The organism is Paenibacillus cremeus (genome assembly GCF_007786445.1).
GTDB lineage: Bacteria > Bacillota > Bacilli > Paenibacillales > NBRC-103111 > Paenibacillus_G > Paenibacillus_G cremeus.
In genome coordinates this window covers 76,915-95,483 of sequence record NZ_VNJI01000015.1, presented here as the reverse complement: position 1 = coordinate 95,483, position 18,569 = coordinate 76,915, and the positions used below count along the sequence as shown (strand labels likewise).

General features: G+C 47.6%; 21 protein-coding genes. All 21 read right to left on the bottom strand.

Going from position 1 to position 18,569, the window contains the following annotated elements; all coding sequences use genetic code 11:
* Positions 1-130: 130 nt before the first annotated feature.
* Positions 131-2,632 carry a preprotein translocase subunit SecA gene (gene secA, locus FPZ49_RS14210; protein WP_144847737.1) on the bottom strand — a complete coding sequence of 834 codons (2,502 nt, stop codon included), beginning with the start codon at positions 2,630-2,632 and terminating at the stop codon, positions 131-133.
* Between the two features lie 206 nt (positions 2,633-2,838).
* Positions 2,839-3,387 carry a ribosome hibernation-promoting factor, HPF/YfiA family gene (hpf, locus tag FPZ49_RS14205; RefSeq protein WP_144847736.1) on the bottom strand — a complete coding sequence of 183 codons (549 nt, stop codon included), beginning with the start codon at positions 3,385-3,387 and terminating at the stop codon, positions 2,839-2,841.
* 267 nt (positions 3,388-3,654) lie between these two features.
* Positions 3,655-3,852, bottom strand: coding sequence for a cold shock domain-containing protein (locus tag FPZ49_RS14200; protein WP_144847735.1), 198 nt, complete (start codon positions 3,850-3,852; stop codon positions 3,655-3,657).
* Between the two features lie 294 nt (positions 3,853-4,146).
* Positions 4,147-4,497 (bottom strand): hypothetical protein, encoded by a 351-nt coding sequence (locus FPZ49_RS14195; RefSeq protein ID WP_144847734.1) that lies wholly within the window; start codon positions 4,495-4,497, stop codon positions 4,147-4,149.
* Positions 4,484-6,328, bottom strand: a complete 1,845-nt coding sequence (gene fliD, locus FPZ49_RS14190; RefSeq protein ID WP_261381406.1) for a flagellar filament capping protein FliD — start codon at positions 6,326-6,328, stop codon at positions 4,484-4,486. The genes FPZ49_RS14195 and fliD overlap by 14 nt, the downstream gene beginning before the upstream one ends.
* A gap of 71 nt (positions 6,329-6,399) precedes the next feature.
* Complete coding sequence (gene fliS, locus FPZ49_RS14185; protein ID WP_261381405.1) at positions 6,400-6,816, bottom strand: flagellar export chaperone FliS; 417 nt, start codon at positions 6,814-6,816, stop codon at positions 6,400-6,402.
* Between the two features lie 39 nt (positions 6,817-6,855).
* Positions 6,856-7,239: a flagellar protein FlaG gene (locus FPZ49_RS14180; RefSeq protein WP_261381410.1), complete on the bottom strand. Its 384-nt coding sequence runs from the start codon at positions 7,237-7,239 to the stop codon at positions 6,856-6,858.
* A 167-nt stretch (positions 7,240-7,406) separates the two neighbouring features.
* On the bottom strand, positions 7,407-7,601 hold the full coding sequence (locus tag FPZ49_RS14175; RefSeq protein WP_144847732.1) for a YjfB family protein: 195 nt from the start codon (positions 7,599-7,601) through the stop codon (positions 7,407-7,409).
* A 22-nt stretch (positions 7,602-7,623) separates the two neighbouring features.
* A complete protein-coding gene (locus tag FPZ49_RS14170; RefSeq protein WP_144847731.1) occupies positions 7,624-7,992 on the bottom strand; it encodes a hypothetical protein in 369 nt (122 codons plus the stop codon).
* A gap of 73 nt (positions 7,993-8,065) precedes the next feature.
* Positions 8,066-9,844 carry a flagellin N-terminal helical domain-containing protein gene (locus FPZ49_RS37270; protein ID WP_144847730.1) on the bottom strand — a complete coding sequence of 593 codons (1,779 nt, stop codon included), beginning with the start codon at positions 9,842-9,844 and terminating at the stop codon, positions 8,066-8,068.
* Positions 9,845-10,044: 200 nt separating this feature from the next.
* Positions 10,045-10,281: a carbon storage regulator CsrA gene (gene csrA, locus FPZ49_RS14160; RefSeq protein WP_144847727.1), complete on the bottom strand. Its 237-nt coding sequence runs from the start codon at positions 10,279-10,281 to the stop codon at positions 10,045-10,047.
* 27 nt (positions 10,282-10,308) lie between these two features.
* Positions 10,309-10,800 (bottom strand): flagellar assembly protein FliW, encoded by a 492-nt coding sequence (gene fliW / locus FPZ49_RS14155; protein ID WP_144847725.1) that lies wholly within the window; start codon positions 10,798-10,800, stop codon positions 10,309-10,311.
* Positions 10,801-10,836: 36 nt separating this feature from the next.
* Positions 10,837-11,406, bottom strand: coding sequence for a DUF6470 family protein (locus FPZ49_RS14150; protein ID WP_144847723.1), 570 nt, complete (start codon positions 11,404-11,406; stop codon positions 10,837-10,839).
* A gap of 16 nt (positions 11,407-11,422) precedes the next feature.
* Complete coding sequence (gene flgL / locus FPZ49_RS14145; RefSeq protein WP_144847721.1) at positions 11,423-12,727, bottom strand: flagellar hook-associated protein FlgL; 1,305 nt, start codon at positions 12,725-12,727, stop codon at positions 11,423-11,425.
* A 19-nt stretch (positions 12,728-12,746) separates the two neighbouring features.
* Entirely contained in the window at positions 12,747-14,435 is a 1,689-nt protein-coding gene (gene flgK / locus FPZ49_RS14140) for a flagellar hook-associated protein FlgK (RefSeq protein ID WP_144847812.1), read from the bottom strand.
* A 27-nt stretch (positions 14,436-14,462) separates the two neighbouring features.
* Complete coding sequence (locus FPZ49_RS14135; protein ID WP_144847719.1) at positions 14,463-14,963, bottom strand: flagellar protein FlgN; 501 nt, start codon at positions 14,961-14,963, stop codon at positions 14,463-14,465.
* 16 nt (positions 14,964-14,979) lie between these two features.
* Complete coding sequence (flgM, locus tag FPZ49_RS14130; protein WP_144847717.1) at positions 14,980-15,246, bottom strand: flagellar biosynthesis anti-sigma factor FlgM; 267 nt, start codon at positions 15,244-15,246, stop codon at positions 14,980-14,982.
* 103 nt (positions 15,247-15,349) lie between these two features.
* A complete protein-coding gene (locus FPZ49_RS14125; RefSeq protein ID WP_144847715.1) occupies positions 15,350-15,775 on the bottom strand; it encodes a flagellar protein in 426 nt (141 codons plus the stop codon).
* 101 nt (positions 15,776-15,876) lie between these two features.
* Positions 15,877-16,647 carry a ComF family protein gene (locus FPZ49_RS14120; protein ID WP_144847713.1) on the bottom strand — a complete coding sequence of 257 codons (771 nt, stop codon included), beginning with the start codon at positions 16,645-16,647 and terminating at the stop codon, positions 15,877-15,879.
* 9 nt (positions 16,648-16,656) lie between these two features.
* Positions 16,657-17,832 carry a helicase-related protein gene (locus FPZ49_RS36760; protein WP_261381404.1) on the bottom strand — a complete coding sequence of 392 codons (1,176 nt, stop codon included), beginning with the start codon at positions 17,830-17,832 and terminating at the stop codon, positions 16,657-16,659.
* 53 nt (positions 17,833-17,885) lie between these two features.
* Positions 17,886-18,566 (bottom strand): hypothetical protein, encoded by a 681-nt coding sequence (locus tag FPZ49_RS36755; RefSeq protein ID WP_261381403.1) that lies wholly within the window; start codon positions 18,564-18,566, stop codon positions 17,886-17,888.
* Between the last annotated feature and the right edge of the window lie 3 nt (positions 18,567-18,569).

Genomic DNA, 18,569 nt, shown 5'->3' with positions numbered 1-18,569 from the left:
CCTCAATCATCATTTTACTTGCCTCTTCGCGAAAAAGGAGACCGGAGCCTCGCCCACGGTTGTCAGCACCTTCCCCTGACCACCGCACTCTTAGCTCCAACCTCCCTCTATGCCTTCAGACTTGCTTTACTTATACCCCGTGACATTGCTTATACTTTTTGCCGCTGCCGCAAGGACACAGATCGTTTCGGCCGATCGGATCGTTGTTGACGACCGGACGCTTCGGCGCAGGCTCGCCGTTCGTAGCCATCTCATGCTCATCGACTACCGCTTCACGAACCAGGTTCGTTTCTACGTGAGCCTTCATGATATAGGTCGCTACTTCCTCTTGGATGCTTTGGATCATCTCTTGGAACATTTCGTAGCCTTCGAACTGGTATTCACGCAGCGGATCGGTGCCGCCGTACGCACGAAGGTGAATACCGGAACGCAGCTGATCCATAGCGTCGATGTGATCCATCCACTTGCTGTCGACCGCACGCAGCACAACCACTTTCTCAAATTCGCGCATAAACACGCCGATTTGCTCTTCGCGCTCTTCGTAGAGGCGTCTCAGCAGATCTTTGATGAACTCGATGATCTCTTCTTTTTCCTTGCCCCAGAGCTCGTCTTTGGACAGCTGGCCCTCGTGCAGGAACGTACCGTTCGCGTAATCGACAATGGCTTGCAGATCCCATTCCTCCGGTACGAGATCACTTGAGCAGTGAGCTTCAACGATGCGGTCTATGACCGGCATCATCATGCCCAGCACGATGTCGCGGATATTCTCCGATTCAATGACTTCGCGGCGCTGCTTGTAGATGATCTCCCGCTGTTGGTTCATGACATCGTCATACTGGAGGACGATCTTCCGCACGTCGAAGTTGTTACCCTCTACGCGCTTCTGAGCCGACTCGATCGCCTTCGAGATCAGCTTGCTCTCAATCGGCTGGTCCTCTTCGAAGCCGAGGCGGTCCATCATACCCATGATATTCTCAGCGCCGAAGCGACGCATCAATTCATCTTCCAAGGACAAGTAGAACTGCGAAGAACCCGGGTCACCCTGACGGCCGGCACGACCGCGCAGCTGGTTATCGATCCGGCGGCTCTCATGTCGTTCCGTACCTATAATATGCAGCCCGCCAAGATCGGCCACACCCTCGCCCAGCATGATGTCCGTACCACGGCCCGCCATGTTGGTGGCAATCGTTACGGCGCCAGCCTGTCCAGCGAGAGCTACGATCTCTGCTTCTTCCGCATGGTACTTCGCATTCAGTACCTTGTGCGGAACGCCTTTTTTCTTCAGCATTTCCGACAGGATTTCGGAGTTCTCGATAGACACGGTACCGACCAGCACCGGTTGTTTATTCTTATGGCGCTCGGCAATTTCATTCACTACTGCACGGAATTTGCTTGGAATCGATTTGTATACAACATCCGGTATATCTTTACGGATCGTCGGTTTGTTCGTCGGAACGACAATAACCTCTAGCCCGTAAATTTTCTTCAGCTCTTCCTCTTCCGTCTTCGCGGTACCGGTCATCCCCGACAGCTTGCGGTACATCCGGAAATAGTTCTGTAAAGTAATCGTTGCGAGCGTCATCGATTCGTTTTGAACGGTAATCCGCTCTTTGGCCTCGATCGCTTGGTGCAGCCCCTCGCTGTAGCGACGACCTACCATTAAACGGCCCGTAAATTCGTCAACAATTACGATTTCATCGTCTTGTACCACATAATCGACATCGCGGCGCATAATGACATGAGCCTTCAGTGCCTGCTGGATATGATGGTTCAAGGTCACATGTTCATGGTCAAACAAGTTTTCAATCCCAAATGTGGTTTCCGCTTTCTCCACACCCACTTCGGTCAGCGCAACGGAACGCAGCTTCTCATCGAAGGTATAGTCCTCTTCCGCTTGCAGCTTGCTCACAAAATGATCGGCCATGTAGTACAAATCCGTGGATTTGGCAGCTTGTCCGGAAATAATGAGCGGTGTCCGGGCTTCATCCACGAGGATCGAATCCACCTCGTCAATAACCGCAAAATAAAGCGGCCGCTGCACCATCTGCTCTTTGTATACCACCATATTGTCGCGCAAATAGTCGAAGCCGAACTCATTGTTCGTCCCGTACGTAATATCGCATGCATATACTTCTTGCTTCTCCGCCGGCTGCATGTTCGGCAGGTTTACCCCAACCGTCATACCCAGGAAGGAATAAATTTGACCCATCTCGCCGCTGTCGCGCTGCGCCAAGTAATCATTGACCGTTACCACGTGTACGCCTCGGCCGGCAAGTGCATTCAAATAAACCGGCAACGTTCCTACGAGCGTTTTCCCTTCCCCTGTACGCATCTCGGCAATCTGGCCCTCATGAAGCACCATACCGCCAATCAGCTGAACATCATAATGACGCTTGCCCAGCACCCGCTTCCCAGCTTCCCGCACAACGGCGAATGCCTCCGGCAGCAGATCGTCCAGGTCTTCTCCTTTATCCAAACGTTCCCGGAATTCCACGGTCTTGTTGCGCAGTTCTTCGTCTGACAATACCTCAATGGATGGCTCCAAGGAATTAATATATTCAACAGCTTTCCACATCCGCTTTAATTCGCGCTCGTTCGCGTCACCAAATATCTTTTTCACGAGTCCTAGCATGCTGCTAATCCCCTTCCTTTTTCGAACAGTTATCCTTAGTGTAAATTGTAGCAGTTTGCGACACGCATCGCAACAAACCGCAGCATTTCCCTCAGCTACTAAAAAGAGCCTGTCCGCATGACGGCGGACACCGCATCTCAGCAAGAGATACGATGAAACCACCGAAAAAGTTGCGGACAAGCTCTTGTTTACCTACGCTCCGACGCTTAACGGGCCGGTTCGATTAAGCCATATTTGCCGTCATTACGCTTATATACCACATTAACTTCCGACGTATCGGAATTGGCGAAAACAAAGAAACTATGACCCACCATATTCATTTGCAAAATCGCTTCCTCGATATCCATCGGTTTCAGCGTAAACTGCTTCGTTCGAACCAGCTCGAAGTCGTCTTCGTCCTCCAAGACATATGTCACGCCTTGATCGACACGGAATAAATCCTTGATGCCGCCCTCTTGGCGAATTTTTCGGTTGGCTTTCGTTTTGGCTTTGCGGATTTGGCGCTCTAGCTTGTCTACTACTAGATCAACGGAAGCATATAGATCCGCGTGCTTCTCCTCTGCTCTCAGCATAAACCCTGTGAGTGGGATTGTAACCTCAATGGTTTGTAGTCCTTTAACTACGCTTAACGTGACGCTAACTTCCGATGTAGGGGGAGCTTCAAAGTACCTTTCCAGCCTGCTCAGCTTTTTCTCAACATGGTCCCTTAAAGCCTCAGTTACCTCGATGTTTTCACCGCGAATGTTGAATTTCATGTACTACTCCTCCTTTCGTTCCTACACTATATATATTCCATATAGGCAGCCAAAAATCCTTTATTTTTTAACCGCAAATTTACAAATATTCTGACAATTATCACAAAATATTAATAAACCAGTACACAGGATGCCCCTGCCGCTGCCTAATTATCAAATTTAGATCAAAACAAAAACAACACCCCGGATTGCTCCAAGGTGCTGTCTGCCGTCGCTGCTACTCTTCAAACCGTTAACCATCTATCGGTCGGCCGAACGGCCGGATGATTACAACTTGATTACGTTAGCTGCTTGAGGACCGCGTGCGCCCTCTACGATATCGAATTCTACGGATTGACCTTCTTCCAAAGTTTTGAACCCTTCGGATTGGATCGCGGAGAAGTGAACGAATACGTCGCCGCCATCTTCGCGCTCGATGAAACCGTAACCTTTTTCTGCGTTAAACCATTTCACTTTACCTTGCATTCAAAACATTCCCTTCATTATCAAATAACTTTAATGCAAGCGTTTTAGCTCACATTTCGAATATATCATCCCAAACTTGCCCATGTCAATTACTCTCAAAGATGTTAGCAAAATATTTAGAAAATTCCAGTATTAACATGTTCTTAATAATGTATTCACAGTAAAAAAGCCTGTTATATCAAGCTTTTTCGACATTTTCTGCAAAGTTATCAACAGAGTTATACACATTGTCCACAGGGGGGCTGGGGATTAAAAAACCTCCTGATTTCTCAGGAGGCTAGTGCCTGTGCACATTCACTTGCGCTTATCGAAAAAGAGACTATCCGACCCATAAGCCGCATCATAAACGTTTCTCTGCGTATTGGCCTGCTGTATTCCCTGCATTTTAAGCCGAGCTTCATTGCAGAAAAAGGCGATTTTCCGAGTAATGATCGGGTCGTACTGCATGACTCGCTTGATGCTTTCCTTGTGCTTGTCTTGAATAGGCTGCTGACCTTCCACCGCCCGGATCCCGGCTATAATGCTCTCTCTCCGTTCAACGAAACGCTCCATCGCCTGGTAGTCCACATGCTCGATCTCGCTAATCAATTGATCCGTCAATGCTTCTAGCAGCTGAACTAATTCATCCATACTAGTGGGAACCATTAGACAGCAGCCCCGTTAAATACGTACTTTGCGAGTTGTATTGATTCATCGCGGTTTCCATGGCTGTGAATTGCTTATAGTATGCATTCTCTATGTCCGTAAGGCGAGTTTGCCAGGTGCTAATATCTTTATCTACTTGGGTCATCTGCTTACCAATTTCATAGGTTGTGCTAGAGCTTAATGAATTACCTGCTTTCGTCTTTAGGCTATCTAATACGCGTGTTGCCGCTTCATAGATTCTAACTCCAACCCCGTCTCCACTCGAGCTCTTGGAATCTTTGTCGTCATTGGTAAACAAACGCATGACTTCTTCTGGATTGTTGGACAATGCTGCCTTAAGCTTGGTATCGTCAATATATAGCTTCCCTTTTTCCTGATAGTTCAGCGTTGATATACCAATATCGCTTAATTGGTTAAAGTCGCCATTGGCAATACCAGACACCGACAAGTACCAGTCTGAACGGAACTCATTAACAGCACCCGACAAAATTGAGTCATTTCGAAGCAAACCACTCTTCGCCTTATCTTCCCAGAGCTTAATGTCATCTGCTGACATCGATTTCCTCTGATCATCCGTCAACGGCTGATAGTCTCTATACTTATCTTCGGATGTTTTCTTATTCACCGCATCCAGCACTTCATTGTACTTATCTACGAACGTCTTGATGGAATTGTACGCTGCGTCGGTGTCTTGAGAAACCGTGATGTTTATGTCAACCTTTGAAGCTTTCTTCGCTGTAAAATTAACCCCATTCACCGAGAACGTGTTTGAGGAGAACTCAGCATCGATATCGTTATACTTGATTTGAGCGTTTTTTCCTATGCTCTTGGCAGGGGCATCAACGGACACGCTAGCTAATCCAAGTGAAGATAAAACATTACCGTCTGTCGTCTCATCTGAAAATTCAAAATGCTTTGTATTGTCAGGAGAGGTTAGTACTAGTTTACCTGTGGCTGCATCTAGTTGCGCATTAACTCCGCCAAGTTTACCCAGATCGGAGGAATCAATTTGTGTAATTAAAGAACCGATCGTCGTCGTGTTTGTGATGGTGAAGTTGTATTCTTCGGCCGTCCCATCCCCATCCACATCATATTTAAACTTGAAGATTTGATCCGCGGTCAAACTGCCATTGATCAGTTTGGTCGAGTCCGTATATGGAGAACCCGTTCCAGTAGTTGTTTGGAATGCAACGGACCCCGTTACGGTACTGCCGCCGCCCACCTTCAAAACATTGGATAAAAAATTAGCATCTGTTGAGTTCAATTCAACTTTGGCGTTGGCCCCTGTATTAGTCGAAACAAAGAAGAACCGCTTCATAGAGTCATCAAAGCTTACTCTGACACCCGTCACTCCAGAATTAGCATTTACATTAGCCATAAAGGACGCCAATGTAGCCGTCTTCTTAACATCGATGGTGACCGTACCCTTCTCTCCGCCAATCGTCAGCTTTGAATCATTTACGGTATTGTACACGTCAGCAATTGTATTTGAAGTCGTAATCGCTCCTCCACCCTGCTTTGTTACGGTTCCCGACGAAGTCAGCGCCGCTCCCTCTGCCAACTGGGATACATTGATTTTATAAATTCCATTGGTAGCGGTAGCCGTTCCCGTAGCCGAGACTTCTAACTCATCCGAAGAACTCGCTTTTTTCGTCAAATACGTGGATTGCAGCTTCATGTTAAAAGCAGCATTTTTTAAGTCCAAAATCTTGCTATTCATATCCCGATAAGCATCCTGCTGCCATTGCAAGGTTTGTTTCTTTTGCTGTAATTTATCGAGAGGGGCCCTGCGTGCTTGCATCAGTTGCTTAACCATCGAGTCAATATCCATACCCGAGGAGATCCCATTTATTCTAGTTACCATTTCAATTCACCGTCCTTCTAGTAGCAATGCTCCAATAGTTATCTGCTTTGGCTGTAGGATGTCGTCGTGGCTGCACCTTGTGACGACGTTTGTCTGGCTGCCTGAATCCAGGTTTCTTTCAGTTCCATTAAATGCGCCAGCACCTCTTGTGCGGGTTCAACCACTTTTTGAGTATTCGCTTCAGTAAGTCGGAAAATGAAATAATCGTAAAGCGATAATAATTGTTCTGCCATAGGCGCCTTCTTATCCAGAGTGATAGCAAATTCCATAACAATATCTTGAGTTCGCACGAAAAAGTTGTGTGCTTCCTCGTATTTCTTTTGATTTACGGCTTCAATCGCCGATCTGCAAAACCGAATGGCACCATCATACAGCATAATCAATAATTGGGCAGGTGTTGCTGTTTGGATGGAGGTCTCTAAGTATTTATTTTGATTTGCATAGTTCATTGCCATTTTACGCTAGCCTCCTAAAGTATGGCGAATTTGCCTCTTTTATCTGCGCTTGTCAATAATGATTCCAGCAGTTTCCCATAGTTTTGCAAGAAAATCCAGCGTTTTCTCATTGGGGATTTCCCGAATGACCTCGCCATTTTCTTTGTTTAGAACTTTTACCATGATATGCTTCGTTTTTTCATGGATCGAGAACTCCAACGTGGTCGAGGTTCCTTCCATGGCCTTAATCGCCCGCTCAATTGCTTTGACAACTTGCTCTTCACTTACCGGAATGCTTTTTCCCTCTAGCTGGGCTTCTTTGACTTCTTTAATCGAGGTCATATTCTCCGATACTGGAGTTTCACTAGCAGTGGAAGACTTTGTGGTATTCGTATGTAATTCTTTAACCCCTTCAGAAGAAACTCCAGAAACATTGAGTTTCATATCCAATTGGATCGCCCCCTAATCAGACTCATTACCTACTATATCGGAAAGTAGTGAGTAAAAGATTAGGGTTTAAAAAGCATCTTAATGCAAAAAAGGCCCACTTTGTAGTGGACCAATACATACTTTGCTTTCCAATTGAATTTATTCGCTAAGTATTTTGTTTCCTATACTCTTAAATCAATGTGGCTTCCCAAATGCGGCTGAACAGAGTTCTGCATGGCATTCGTTTGATTAAGCAAATCCACCATACCGGCTCCATTCGACTTCGCCGAATCCATGGCAATCTTCATCACCGATAAGCTGGCATCTTGTTGTAACTTTGACTGACTCATCACCATCGAAACTGCTGCAATATCCATCCGGCTCACTCCTCACCAAGTTTCAGGACAACACATAAGGATTCAATGTTTTCTCGATCTCCGCTCTCCAGCTTGTATGGCACGGGAGCAAATCAAACTGGATGGCTTCCAGAGCCTTTCCGCCTTCTCCTTGCTCATACGCCGAGACGACTTTCTCCATGGCCGTACGCAATTGCATCATCTTAACTTCGATTTCAATTAAAGACAATTGGGGGAGAAAATCACTCATCGACATCTCAATCTTGCAGACACCGTTGATGAAGTCATTCATCAACCCTATCGTTTCTTCAAAAAATCCTTCACTTAATCTGACTTTGATATGATCCAGCGCTTCTTCGCAGCTTCCGGCCAACTCTAGGTTTTTTTTCATCACATCAATGTATTTTTCCATCTATATACCTCATCTCGGATGATAAAAAAAGGAGACTCTAGAGAGTCTAGAGTCCCCTGCGATCGGGCCAGTATTAGCCACGGAGCAATTGCAGTACGCCTTGAGGCTGTTGGTTTGCTTGTGCCAACATTGCTTGAGCTGCTTGAGCCAAGATGCTGGACTTGGATTGGTTCATCATTTCCTTCGCCATGTCTACGTCGCGAATACGGGATTCTGCAGCCGTCATGTTCTCGGAAGAAGTGTTCAAGTTGTTGATTGTGTGCTCCAAACGGTTTTGGATCGCACCCATCTTGCCACGCTCGGAAGAAACCGTGTTGATTGCTTTGTCAAGGACAGCGATAGCTTTTGCTGCATTGTCTTTAGTGGATACATCAAGAGCTGCTTCTTGTTGAACGTCAGTTGTTCCGTCCGTTACGTTATTAGCGGCACCAAAACCTGCAGTACCAGCCTTAGCAGTAATTCCCAGTGCCATGGAGCGCATATCGTTCAAGTTTAAAGTCATGGATTGGCCAGTGTTTGCGCCGATTTGGAACGTTGTTTTGAATTGTTGTTGAACACCGCCATCAGCGATTGCGATGTTGTTTCCAGCTGTTCCGGCTGTTGTAGCTGTGATGTCCAAGGAATCTGCTGCACCAGTATTAACGGAAAGTTTTACACCGTCAATTTTGTTGCCGATTGTGTTAGCGATTTGTGAAACCAGTTTATCCGCTTTGCTAGAGTCAGTTGCCTCAGCAAGCGCGCCACTAACATCTACACCAAGTGCAGAACCCGTGTAAGCGCCTTTTGTCGAATCATAAAATTCGATTTGTTGTCCAGCAATGGTCGCACCAGTACCTACAAGAGCATTGATTTTTGCATTCGAAGTAGCAGCAGTACCAGTTTCAAGCCCGCTAAAGTCAATGGTAGCGCTAGCTTGCAATCCATTGTTTGTTGTACCAGCAACTGTGGAACCTGCATTGTTTGCAACAACAATAGTACCAGTTCCAGTACCATTAGAGATATTACCCGAACCACCTTGGAAAGCTCCACCCGCTACAGCTGAAATAGTAATTGCACCAGCTGCAGATTGAGTTACTGTATAGTTACCTTTTAAAGTTGCGTTGTTATCAATCATTGCCTGCAATGCAGTAGCTGCAGCGGTAGCATCACCATTAGCGGTATTCGTACCGTTGATTCCGACAGTTGCGGACATTGTAGTCGCAGAAGTAGTAGCTACCGATCCGGCTGTGAAAGCAGAGGAGTTTGCAGACAAAGTAGCATCTGTTGCAAAATTCACAGTAAGTGTTTGACCGTTAATTGTGTATGCAAGGGTATCACCGTTAGCAGCAGCAGTTGTAATAGAATCATCATTGACTGCTTGGGTGTAAGTTGTGTCAGTACCGTTTGTCAATTTACCAGCAGTTACAACACCAGTGTTAGCCAAGTTTTGTTTGCCGTCACCTTTCAGCAGCTTCTGAGTGTTAAACTCAGTGGTGTTACCGATACGGTTGATCTCGGAAGACAATTGGTTTACTTCGTCTTGGATCGCGGAACGATCTGTATCTGTGTTCGTGCCGTTTGCGGATTGGTTAGCCAATTCGCGAATACGCTGCAAAATATCGTGAGTTTCGTTCAATGCACCTTCAGCTGTTTGAATCAAGGAGATACCGTCTTGAGCGTTACGGGATGCTTGATCCAAACCGCGGATTTGACCACGCATTTTCTCGGAAATCGAAAGACCCGCTGCATCGTCGCCAGCGCGGTTGATGCGAAGACCGGAAGACAATTTCTCGATGGATTTGCTTTGGTTAGCTGTGTTGGTGGACAATTGACGATACGTATTTAAAGCGGTTACGTTGTGGTTAATTCTCATTTTAATTTCCTCCCTGAAATGTGTTGACTTCCACTTCCTTGTGGATGAACTATTCTGTAGGTCGGCCGCCCTATAAAATAGCGTCTAAATTATATATCGTACCCACGTGTCGATTTGTGAAGAGCAAAAACCATTAATTTTAAAAAAATTTCGCTAGCGGGACCGATAAATCGACCTATTTCACCAGCATCACTTTGCAATTACTGATTTTTTGGCTTTCCTAATAGTTCATTGAGCGCATGAATATTGATGGAGCTTGTCGAAGCCTCTTGGTTCGCTTGTTTAATAGATGCATAAATCTCTTTTCGATATACCTGGATGTCCCTGGAAGCTTTGATTCCAAGCCGCACCATATCGCCGTCAATGCCTAATACTACTACTTCTATATTATCTCCGATCATGATGGACTCGTCCTTTTTGCGGGCTAATACTAACACGTTCTCACCTCGTTCGCTCCATAGTGTTTACTTCGATTGTTCTTCGCCCAACAGCTTATGCTTGGTCTTGTACGGAGAATTTTGCAGAATGACCTGCTTACCGATCTTCTCTCTCATATTGATAATGATGGGAGCGAGCAGATTGAGGGTGGCTTGTTGGATGTCCTCGCTGACCGTAATAATACTCCAAACCGAGAGGGGCGGATTGTCAGCGAGGTTTAATTCATCTTGATCCGCAGCCGATAGGTCGAATTCATACTCTTTATAAAACAGGAAAGGATCCGTAATAATAAACGATAAATTTTCGTTATGGATGGACTGGAGATAAGACAAAGGTGAATCTGCGTCCGGTTGATAGATGACAAACTGATGTTCATCCTCGAACCCGGGGATACCTTGAGGAAATGAAATCACGCCTTGCTCTGTTTGTACTTCTCCAAAGCGGGAGGTATTAATCGTTGCCATGGTTTTAGCCCAACCCCATTCTTCTAGATAAAATAAAAAGCTATAGATTGACATCTACAGCTCCCTGTTCCAATTCTATCCTACTGTATGCTACACCTTCAAATCAATTTGCGGCGGAATCATCTCCACCTTGGGATACTGCTGCATGTAAAATGATACCTTACCCGGCTGGTAATTCACTTCCGCGTAATGTGGCGTTGCTCTATAATCCACAGAACCCGGCGTAACTTCGGTCTCGACTTTGTGCGGAATATAGTCAATGTCTACGTTATTATAGCTCGGATCACCCAGGTAATTCACTCCGTTGCCTGTGAACGCATCCTCAGCGGCAAAATCCGCGATGACATCCGCGTGGTCCTGAATTCGGGCCAATCGATTGCCCTTCTCAGCAATTCTCTCGATCGCCTCCATGGCAATTCGTCTGCCCTCGGAAGCCATGCGAGCGTTGAATGTTTCACGCCTGCTGACTCCAAGTGCATCCCAGGCCGCGTCTTGATCAATTTTCAACTCTCCCTTGGGGGAATTGAGCTCGATCTTGGTCGGCGTAGTCGTCATTTCAATATCCGGCTGCGGCTGTCGAATGCTCATCTCTCCGCGCGTAAAATCGATTCCTATTCGAGCATTCTGAATGTTTAATTGAATCGGCGGCACAGAAATCATAGAGATCACCTAGCCCTTATCGGAGGAAATCAACTAGCGTTGGTGAGATGACTTTAGATCCTACCGAGAGAGAAGCATTGTACACGTTCTCGGCTGTCTTTAAGTTGGTGATCAGCTCCGCCATATCCGCGTCTTCCGTCTTGGATTGAAGCGCCTGCAGGTTGGTGCTAATATCACTCAAACGATCCGCGGATAATTGCACTCGATTGCTCTTCGCCCCAAGCTCAGCTCGTACTTCCAAGCCTTTGTTGATCCGCGAGTCTAATTTCCCTAGCAAATCCGATACACCCGAGTAATCACTTCGATCAATCGAATTGACGAGCTCGTTCATCACGCGGAACACATTATCGCTATCTGTTGATTTTCCGAAGATTTTATCTCCAGTAATATTCACAGGCATCTTGATGCCCGTAGCAATCTCGAAATTAATATCTTTGGTGTCCGAGTTGGAGAATTGGGCGCTCATTTTCGTTACTGTAGTTGGAGCCTGCGTATTAGGCGTTTGAACCAAATCGGACATGTCTCTGGATTTGCTTAGCCACTGGTACGCCATCGTGCCGCCCGTAATCTCGATCCGGCCGCCCGGTCCACCGTTGCTTGATGTAATCACCAGCTCATTCGCCGGTCCTACTGTAACGGAAGCAGAACTAGCCGGAGATAACGAGGAAGCTGCTGCGTTAATTGCGTTCTGCAAATCCGTTGCAAACTGCGCCGCACCACCGCTAACCGAATAATCCGTAGGTGGAAGCTGAATGTTCAGCTCCTGACCGTTATCTATCCGCAAGCTGAGTTTATTATTTGCGTTGGTCACATTAGCTGTGCTGACATCGACTGTACCGCCCACAGAAATGCTTGGCTGCACTTGGGTAACCTGCTTATTATACGGAGCCACATCCGTCATTTGACCATTAAATACATACTTCCCATTAAATTGGCTATTACCGACCGTAACCAACTGATCCGTAAGCTGCAGCAACTCAGATTTAATGGACTGCATGGCTGTATCCGGGTTGCTTCCTTGAGCCGCTTGTACGGTTAGCTCACGAATCCGCTGAAGCACATCATTGGCTTGTCCCATCATGGTATCCGTAAAATCGAGCCACGAGTTGGCGGAATCCACGTTCTGCTGGTACTGATCATTGGCCGTCAAATCCGACCGGTATCTCATCGCGTAGCTCAATCCCACGGGATCGTCCGAAGGCTTATTGATCTTACGAGATGTGGCCATTTGATCTTGATACGTGCTCATTCGGTTCAAGTTGGTGTTTAAGTTCCTTAACAGCTGCGAGCTAATCATATTCTGCGTAATGCGATTATTCATAGCCTATCTCACCTCAGTTCTATCGGCCCACTTGGCCCATGCCGTTGATTACTTTATCCAGCATTTCATCGTATGTAGTCATCGCTCTTGCAGCAGCATTGTATGCATGCTGAAACTTGATCATGTTCGCCATCTCTTCATCCGTTGAAACGCCGCTAACCGATTGTCTGCGGGAATCGACTTGATCCACGAGCTCCTTCTGATTGGCAGCCTGCCGATCCGCTTCCTGTGCTTGAACACCCAACTGTCCGACGACAGCGCGGAAAAACTCATCGAAGGTGCCATTCGTCAAGATCGGAACTCCGCCCGAGCTAGGGTCAAAATCAAACCGCGAGTTTCTTAACCCGGCAGTCAGGAGCGCAATATCGTTGTTCCCCTTCACCAAGGTCTCATTGCCGCTGCTATCCTTCAAAATATTGCCGTTTGCATCGGTTTGTACACGCGCAGAAGCTACGATTTTGGATACGTTAGCCACAATGTCCGGATTCAACGTAATGCTGGCGGCCGAAAATTCCTTTGCTCCTGATTTTAAGGTAAAGAAAGGAATGCCGGATGAAGGTGGATTCTCTAAGCTGTAACCCAGCTCATGAAGACCATTCAGACCCATTACCGTAACTTCCGTATCCTGCTGCAGTACACGATCGGAGTCCGTTAGCGTTTCCGTTCCCGTATAAGTTTTGCCACCCACTACGGTTCCAGCAGGTAATTGGGTCGGTAAAACCGAGCCTGCAGGCAATGTAATTTTAACCGGACCCTGCGCAATCGCTTTGACCATGGCATCCATTTGGAACTGGTAGCTGGCAAGATAGGTGTCACGGGATTCGATCATCCCGAACACTTCGCCGCTTTGTAAATCACCGTTTTTATAGGCTTCATCGAACGTTAGTCCATCTGCCGCTGGAGGAGTGGTAACCGTCCCATCCGGATTCGTCACGGGAGCCGGTGTTTCTGCAAACTTCGTGACCACATTGATTCCCTGCACGAGCGTTACGCTGCCCATCTTTACATTGTAGCCACCGGACGTATTCTCAACGGTAATGTTCGCGATCTTTGATAATTGGTCCATGAGGAGATCCCGCTGGTCACGCAGGTCATTCGCATCGTTGCCCAGACCTTCCACCCGGAAAATCTCTTGGTTCAGCCGCGCTGTCTGTGTCAAAATCGTATTCGCTTCGCTAACTTTAACCCGTACGTTCTCGGTAATATCATTCTTAAGATCAGAAAGCTGCGTCGCGGTATGGTTAAAAGAATCAGTCATGGCCAGAGCGCTTTCCTTCAGCGCCGCTCTAGCCGACGTATTCTCAGGCTCTTTACTAAACACCTGCCAGGAGTTCCAGAAGTTCTCGATGACCTGACGAATCCCAGTGTCAGAAGGCTCATTTGTGATCGCTTGCAGCTTATCAAGCACGTCTTGGCGAACCGACCAGTTCCCTAATTCCTTGTTCTCGTTGTAATACTGATGATCCAGGAACGTCTCGCGCACCCGTTGGATGGAATCAAATTCGACCCCTTGACCAAGCTGTCCCGGAGTGTTGCTGCGCATTAAGCCAGGCGCTTCCAGGGGGCGAGAGGCCGTCAAATTCACAATCTGTCGGCTGTAGCCCTGTGTATTCGCATTTGCAATGTTATGTCCAGTCGTCGCCAGAGCGGTCTGCTGCGCAAATAACGCTCGCTTGGCAATCTCTATACTACCGAATGTTGATCCCATCATGATCCCTCGATTCTGAAATTGACGTTAGGCTCTCGCATCAAAAAGCCCAGGGCGTTTGGCGCCGGAAGAGTGCTGATGAGGCTTCTGATAGATCACCTCGTCCTCAGGAGGCCCGACAAATAAATCCAACGAATAATCTACAAAAGCAAGTGCCTGCTCTAACAGTTGTTGATTCCCTGTGTTGATCTCCCGGAGCCTGCGGACGGTACCCAGCAGCTGCTTCTGAGCATCCATCAGAGTGCGCTTTTCTTCAGGAACAAACAGAATCTTCGCCAAGTCGCTGATGGTTACTCTCGGGTTAGGCTTATAGCCCTTCTCTATTAAAAACTGCCCCGTTCGTTCCACTCTCTCAGCGTCCAGCTCTCCGACGCGTTTAAGCAGCTTATTCTCTTTATTCACGATTTGCGTTAGTTCATCCACTTTATTGTGAATGAGCACTTGTTTCTTCTGTTCGGCCAACTCAAGCAAAGCGGTATGCACTTCGTTCAATGCTGTCATTGTATCTAATAGAGCCTGTAAGGACACCGCTTATCACCCCGACCTACCCTTTAATAAAAGGGAAAATTTTCTCTGCTAACGTGCGAGCATCGACTTTATACGTACCGGCTGCGACTGAGCTTTTCAAAGACTCCATTTTCTCTGGAGAAGTTCCTGCTGCATTCGTGCCTAGAAGCTCCTTGGCTTCGCTTGAAATTTCGACCTGATCGCGTTTCTTCGCTTGCTTGCTTGATGCCACGGAGCGCTGCGACTCCAGGGTTTGCTTATACTTGTTCACTGCTCCCAGTGAATTCGGTCCGTTAATTTTCATAAACCCTCACCTCGTTTTTGCCCATAATAAAACCCACCGATATGTGCTTTACTTCTTTTATCGGTGGGGTCAGATGAAAAGTTTAGTTTATTTTTAAGCCGGGCTACTTATTCCGATCCTGCAATCGATCGATAATTTTGAACGATACTTGATTTTCCTTATCCAGCCGCTCCTGCTTTCGCATTTCAATTTCATTCAGATAGCCGGCTTCCTTCGATAATTTGGACCGGCAGGGCTCGCAAAGAATATTCTCCCGAATGGAGGCGCCGCAAGCTTCACAGGCATAGGCCATGTTGGGATTGTTACGAATGGAAATGCGGCCTTCTCGAATGAATTTCGTAATTTGCTTAACCGATACTTCCGTCGCATCGCTGAGCTCCTGGATCGAGCAGCTGCGGGCTTCTCGTAAAAACTTGAGACATTTCTCGTACTGCAGTTCGATGTCCTTGATACAATTGGTGCAGATCCCGTGTATATTTTTCAAATATACTTTTCCGCAACGATCACAGTTTGCCACATTGATACTCATAATATACCCCCTCGCAAAACGATTCTTTGATTCTAGTGTATAGTAAGTACTAGGACTTTGTACATAAAATTTTACATCCTTCTCAAGCCTGTCTAGCCGCTCTATCGTGCCCAGCTGATTCCATAAACCTCTGCCTGAAGGTGATTTTTAAGCGTCCTTGCGCACTCGTTTAAAGTACTGCCTGTTGTATACACGTCATCAATCATATAAATTCGGATGGTTCCACCGGTGCTTAAAGAAGTGACGGCCGCAAGTCCGTCCGGATCCACAGCGAACACACCTTGCAAGTCATCCAGCCGCGCAGCTCTTGCTTTAAAGCTCTGCTTATCGGTGCGCCTCGTCCGCTGTAATATAGAGATCACCAGCAGCTCTACCAGCCTCCCTAGCTCTTCCGCCAGCTGCTTCGCTTGGTTAAAGCCTCTTTCCGCCAGCCGCTCCTGGCTTAAGGGAACGTAAGATATGAACTCTGAAGCAGGAGTCCACTCCAATGCTTCCTGCGGGAACCGTCTATGCAGATGGAACGCATGAAGCAGCATCGGCCCCATCACTTGTCGCAGCTTCTCTTGACCCCGGTATTTGTATAACGCCAGCCACGCCTTCATCCGTTCGTCATATTGCACTGCACTTCGATTTTGATAATAATGCGTCACCTCTCGCCGCCTACAGTCCGTGCAAGACTCGTATCTCCCGCAGCAGCGGCAAGCTACCTTTAAAATCCAAGGAATCGCCTCCCAGCAAGGCTGGCAAACCGGAATCGGTCTAGTGCGGTCATACCGACTTCCACATGAAATACAGCCCATCTTCCGGGGCGCCAAAAAGCTTTCCAGCAGCCCGATCCAATCCAAGCATCGTCGTATCGATAATCGTATCATGAAACCCTCCTACTTCTTTTTTAAGTCGTCAATATGTCCTCGTTTTCGAGCTAGTGCGTTCATCTCCTTAATTTGTCGTATCGCGTGCATTTGTGAGCGGTTTTTTTCCCGTGCTGCAAAATAAACCAGTCCCCGCGGATCCTGCTGCGACCGTCCGGCCCTCCCGGCCATTTGCACCAGTGCTGCGGCATCGAATAAAGCGGCATCCGTGTCCAATATGAATACGTCAGACTTGGGAATCGTTACTCCCCGCTCCAAAATTGTCGTTGTAACGAGCATTCTTGTTTGGGTTGATCTAAAATCAGCTACCTTCTCCGCACGCCTCTCGTCCTTCGACGACGTCCCCTCGACTGCAACTCCCGGAAAGCTTCGTCTCAGCATGGCAATCATCGGCTCCACCATCGATATATTAGGAACAAACACAAAGATCTGGGCCCCGCGTGCTTCCGAATGCCGCAAAGCCTCCAATAGCCTGCTGTGCAGCTTCGCTTGCTGAAGCATTTGTCGAACGGATGTCACCCTTAGGAGCCTAGGAACCGGTAAGGGGTGGCGATGAAACCGCGCAGCCACTCTCGCATGCGGCAATCGGTTGCGCTTCACATCCCGCTGTAGTTCGACGGGCGGCGTCGCGGATAGCAGGATATAGGCACCACCGGGCTTGCACACTTGTTCTGCGGCATATTGAAGCATAGGGTTGTTATGGTAAGGGAAGGCGTCAATCTCATCAATGACAACCAGGTCAAAAGCATGACGGAACCGCATCAGTTGGTGCGTTGTAGCGATCGTCAGCTCACCCCGCTCCCAGCGCTGCTCACTTCCACCGTACAAAGTGACCACCTTGACACTTGGGAACGCCTTCTCCAGTCTGGGTTTTAGCTCCAGTACAACATCTCGGCGAGGGGTTGCCACTGCAGCACGTCCCCCTTTCTCGAGCACATATTGAATCATTGGAAAAATCATTTCCGTCTTTCCCGCTCCAGTAACAGCCCAGATGAGAAAGCGATTTTTCGAACCATTCGCATCTTTTTCCCTAAAAAGGAATTCATTTGCTTTCAAAAATGTCAATGCTGAACCAGACGCTGCCGCTTGCACATCGCTTAGGCCCCAAGGTGTCAAATATGCGCTTAAATCTGTTATTGCTTGCTCCGTTTGCTCCTCCAGCCCTTGCTGCTGATTTGCAGCCATGCTCATTATTGCACCGCTAATTAAAGGCGAGCAGTACCTCGATCTTCCCATGGTCAAGCAGGCCTCGCAATAGGGACAAGGACCACCGCAGCTTGGACAAGCCGTCCATGCGATTCCATCCCGCTTCTGATCCTGACGACGACGATCCAGAATGTCCTCGTTTCCACATCGGCTGCAGCTGCATACTGTCCGCTTTTGAAAAAAGGCAGCTTCCTGACGCTCCTCACCACATGAACTCCACTCTCCAACACCACGTCCCCTTGCAGCCATGCAAGCTGAAGAAAGTAACTTGGATGCTCGGCCATCTCATTCAAGCCCTCGTGAAGCATTAACGACTTAAGCTCGTCCATCCATAAGGACCGCCCCTCGAGCAGGGTTCGAAGCTCCGTGTTACTATGCACTCCCCTGGCAGCTAACTCACTAACCTCCATTTGTGCTGGAGGCTTCCAGTCCCACCATTTCCACTGTACTGCCGAGACTTCCGTGCTTCCCCATTCGCGAGTTACTGCGGCCAATCCATCTAACACCTTATCATCCGGCGGCAGCCGCTTCTGTTTCAAATAGCGAACTAGCTCGCAGGCTTGTCCAAACGACAAAGACGGCTCCAGTACACGCAACTTGAATGTACTGCCGTACAGATGGGACCAGTGGTCCCGATCCGCCCGCACATCCAGTGTAACGTGCCATGAACAGCCGTTCCGTTGTTCTATTACCGCATATATCCACGCTTTCATGTA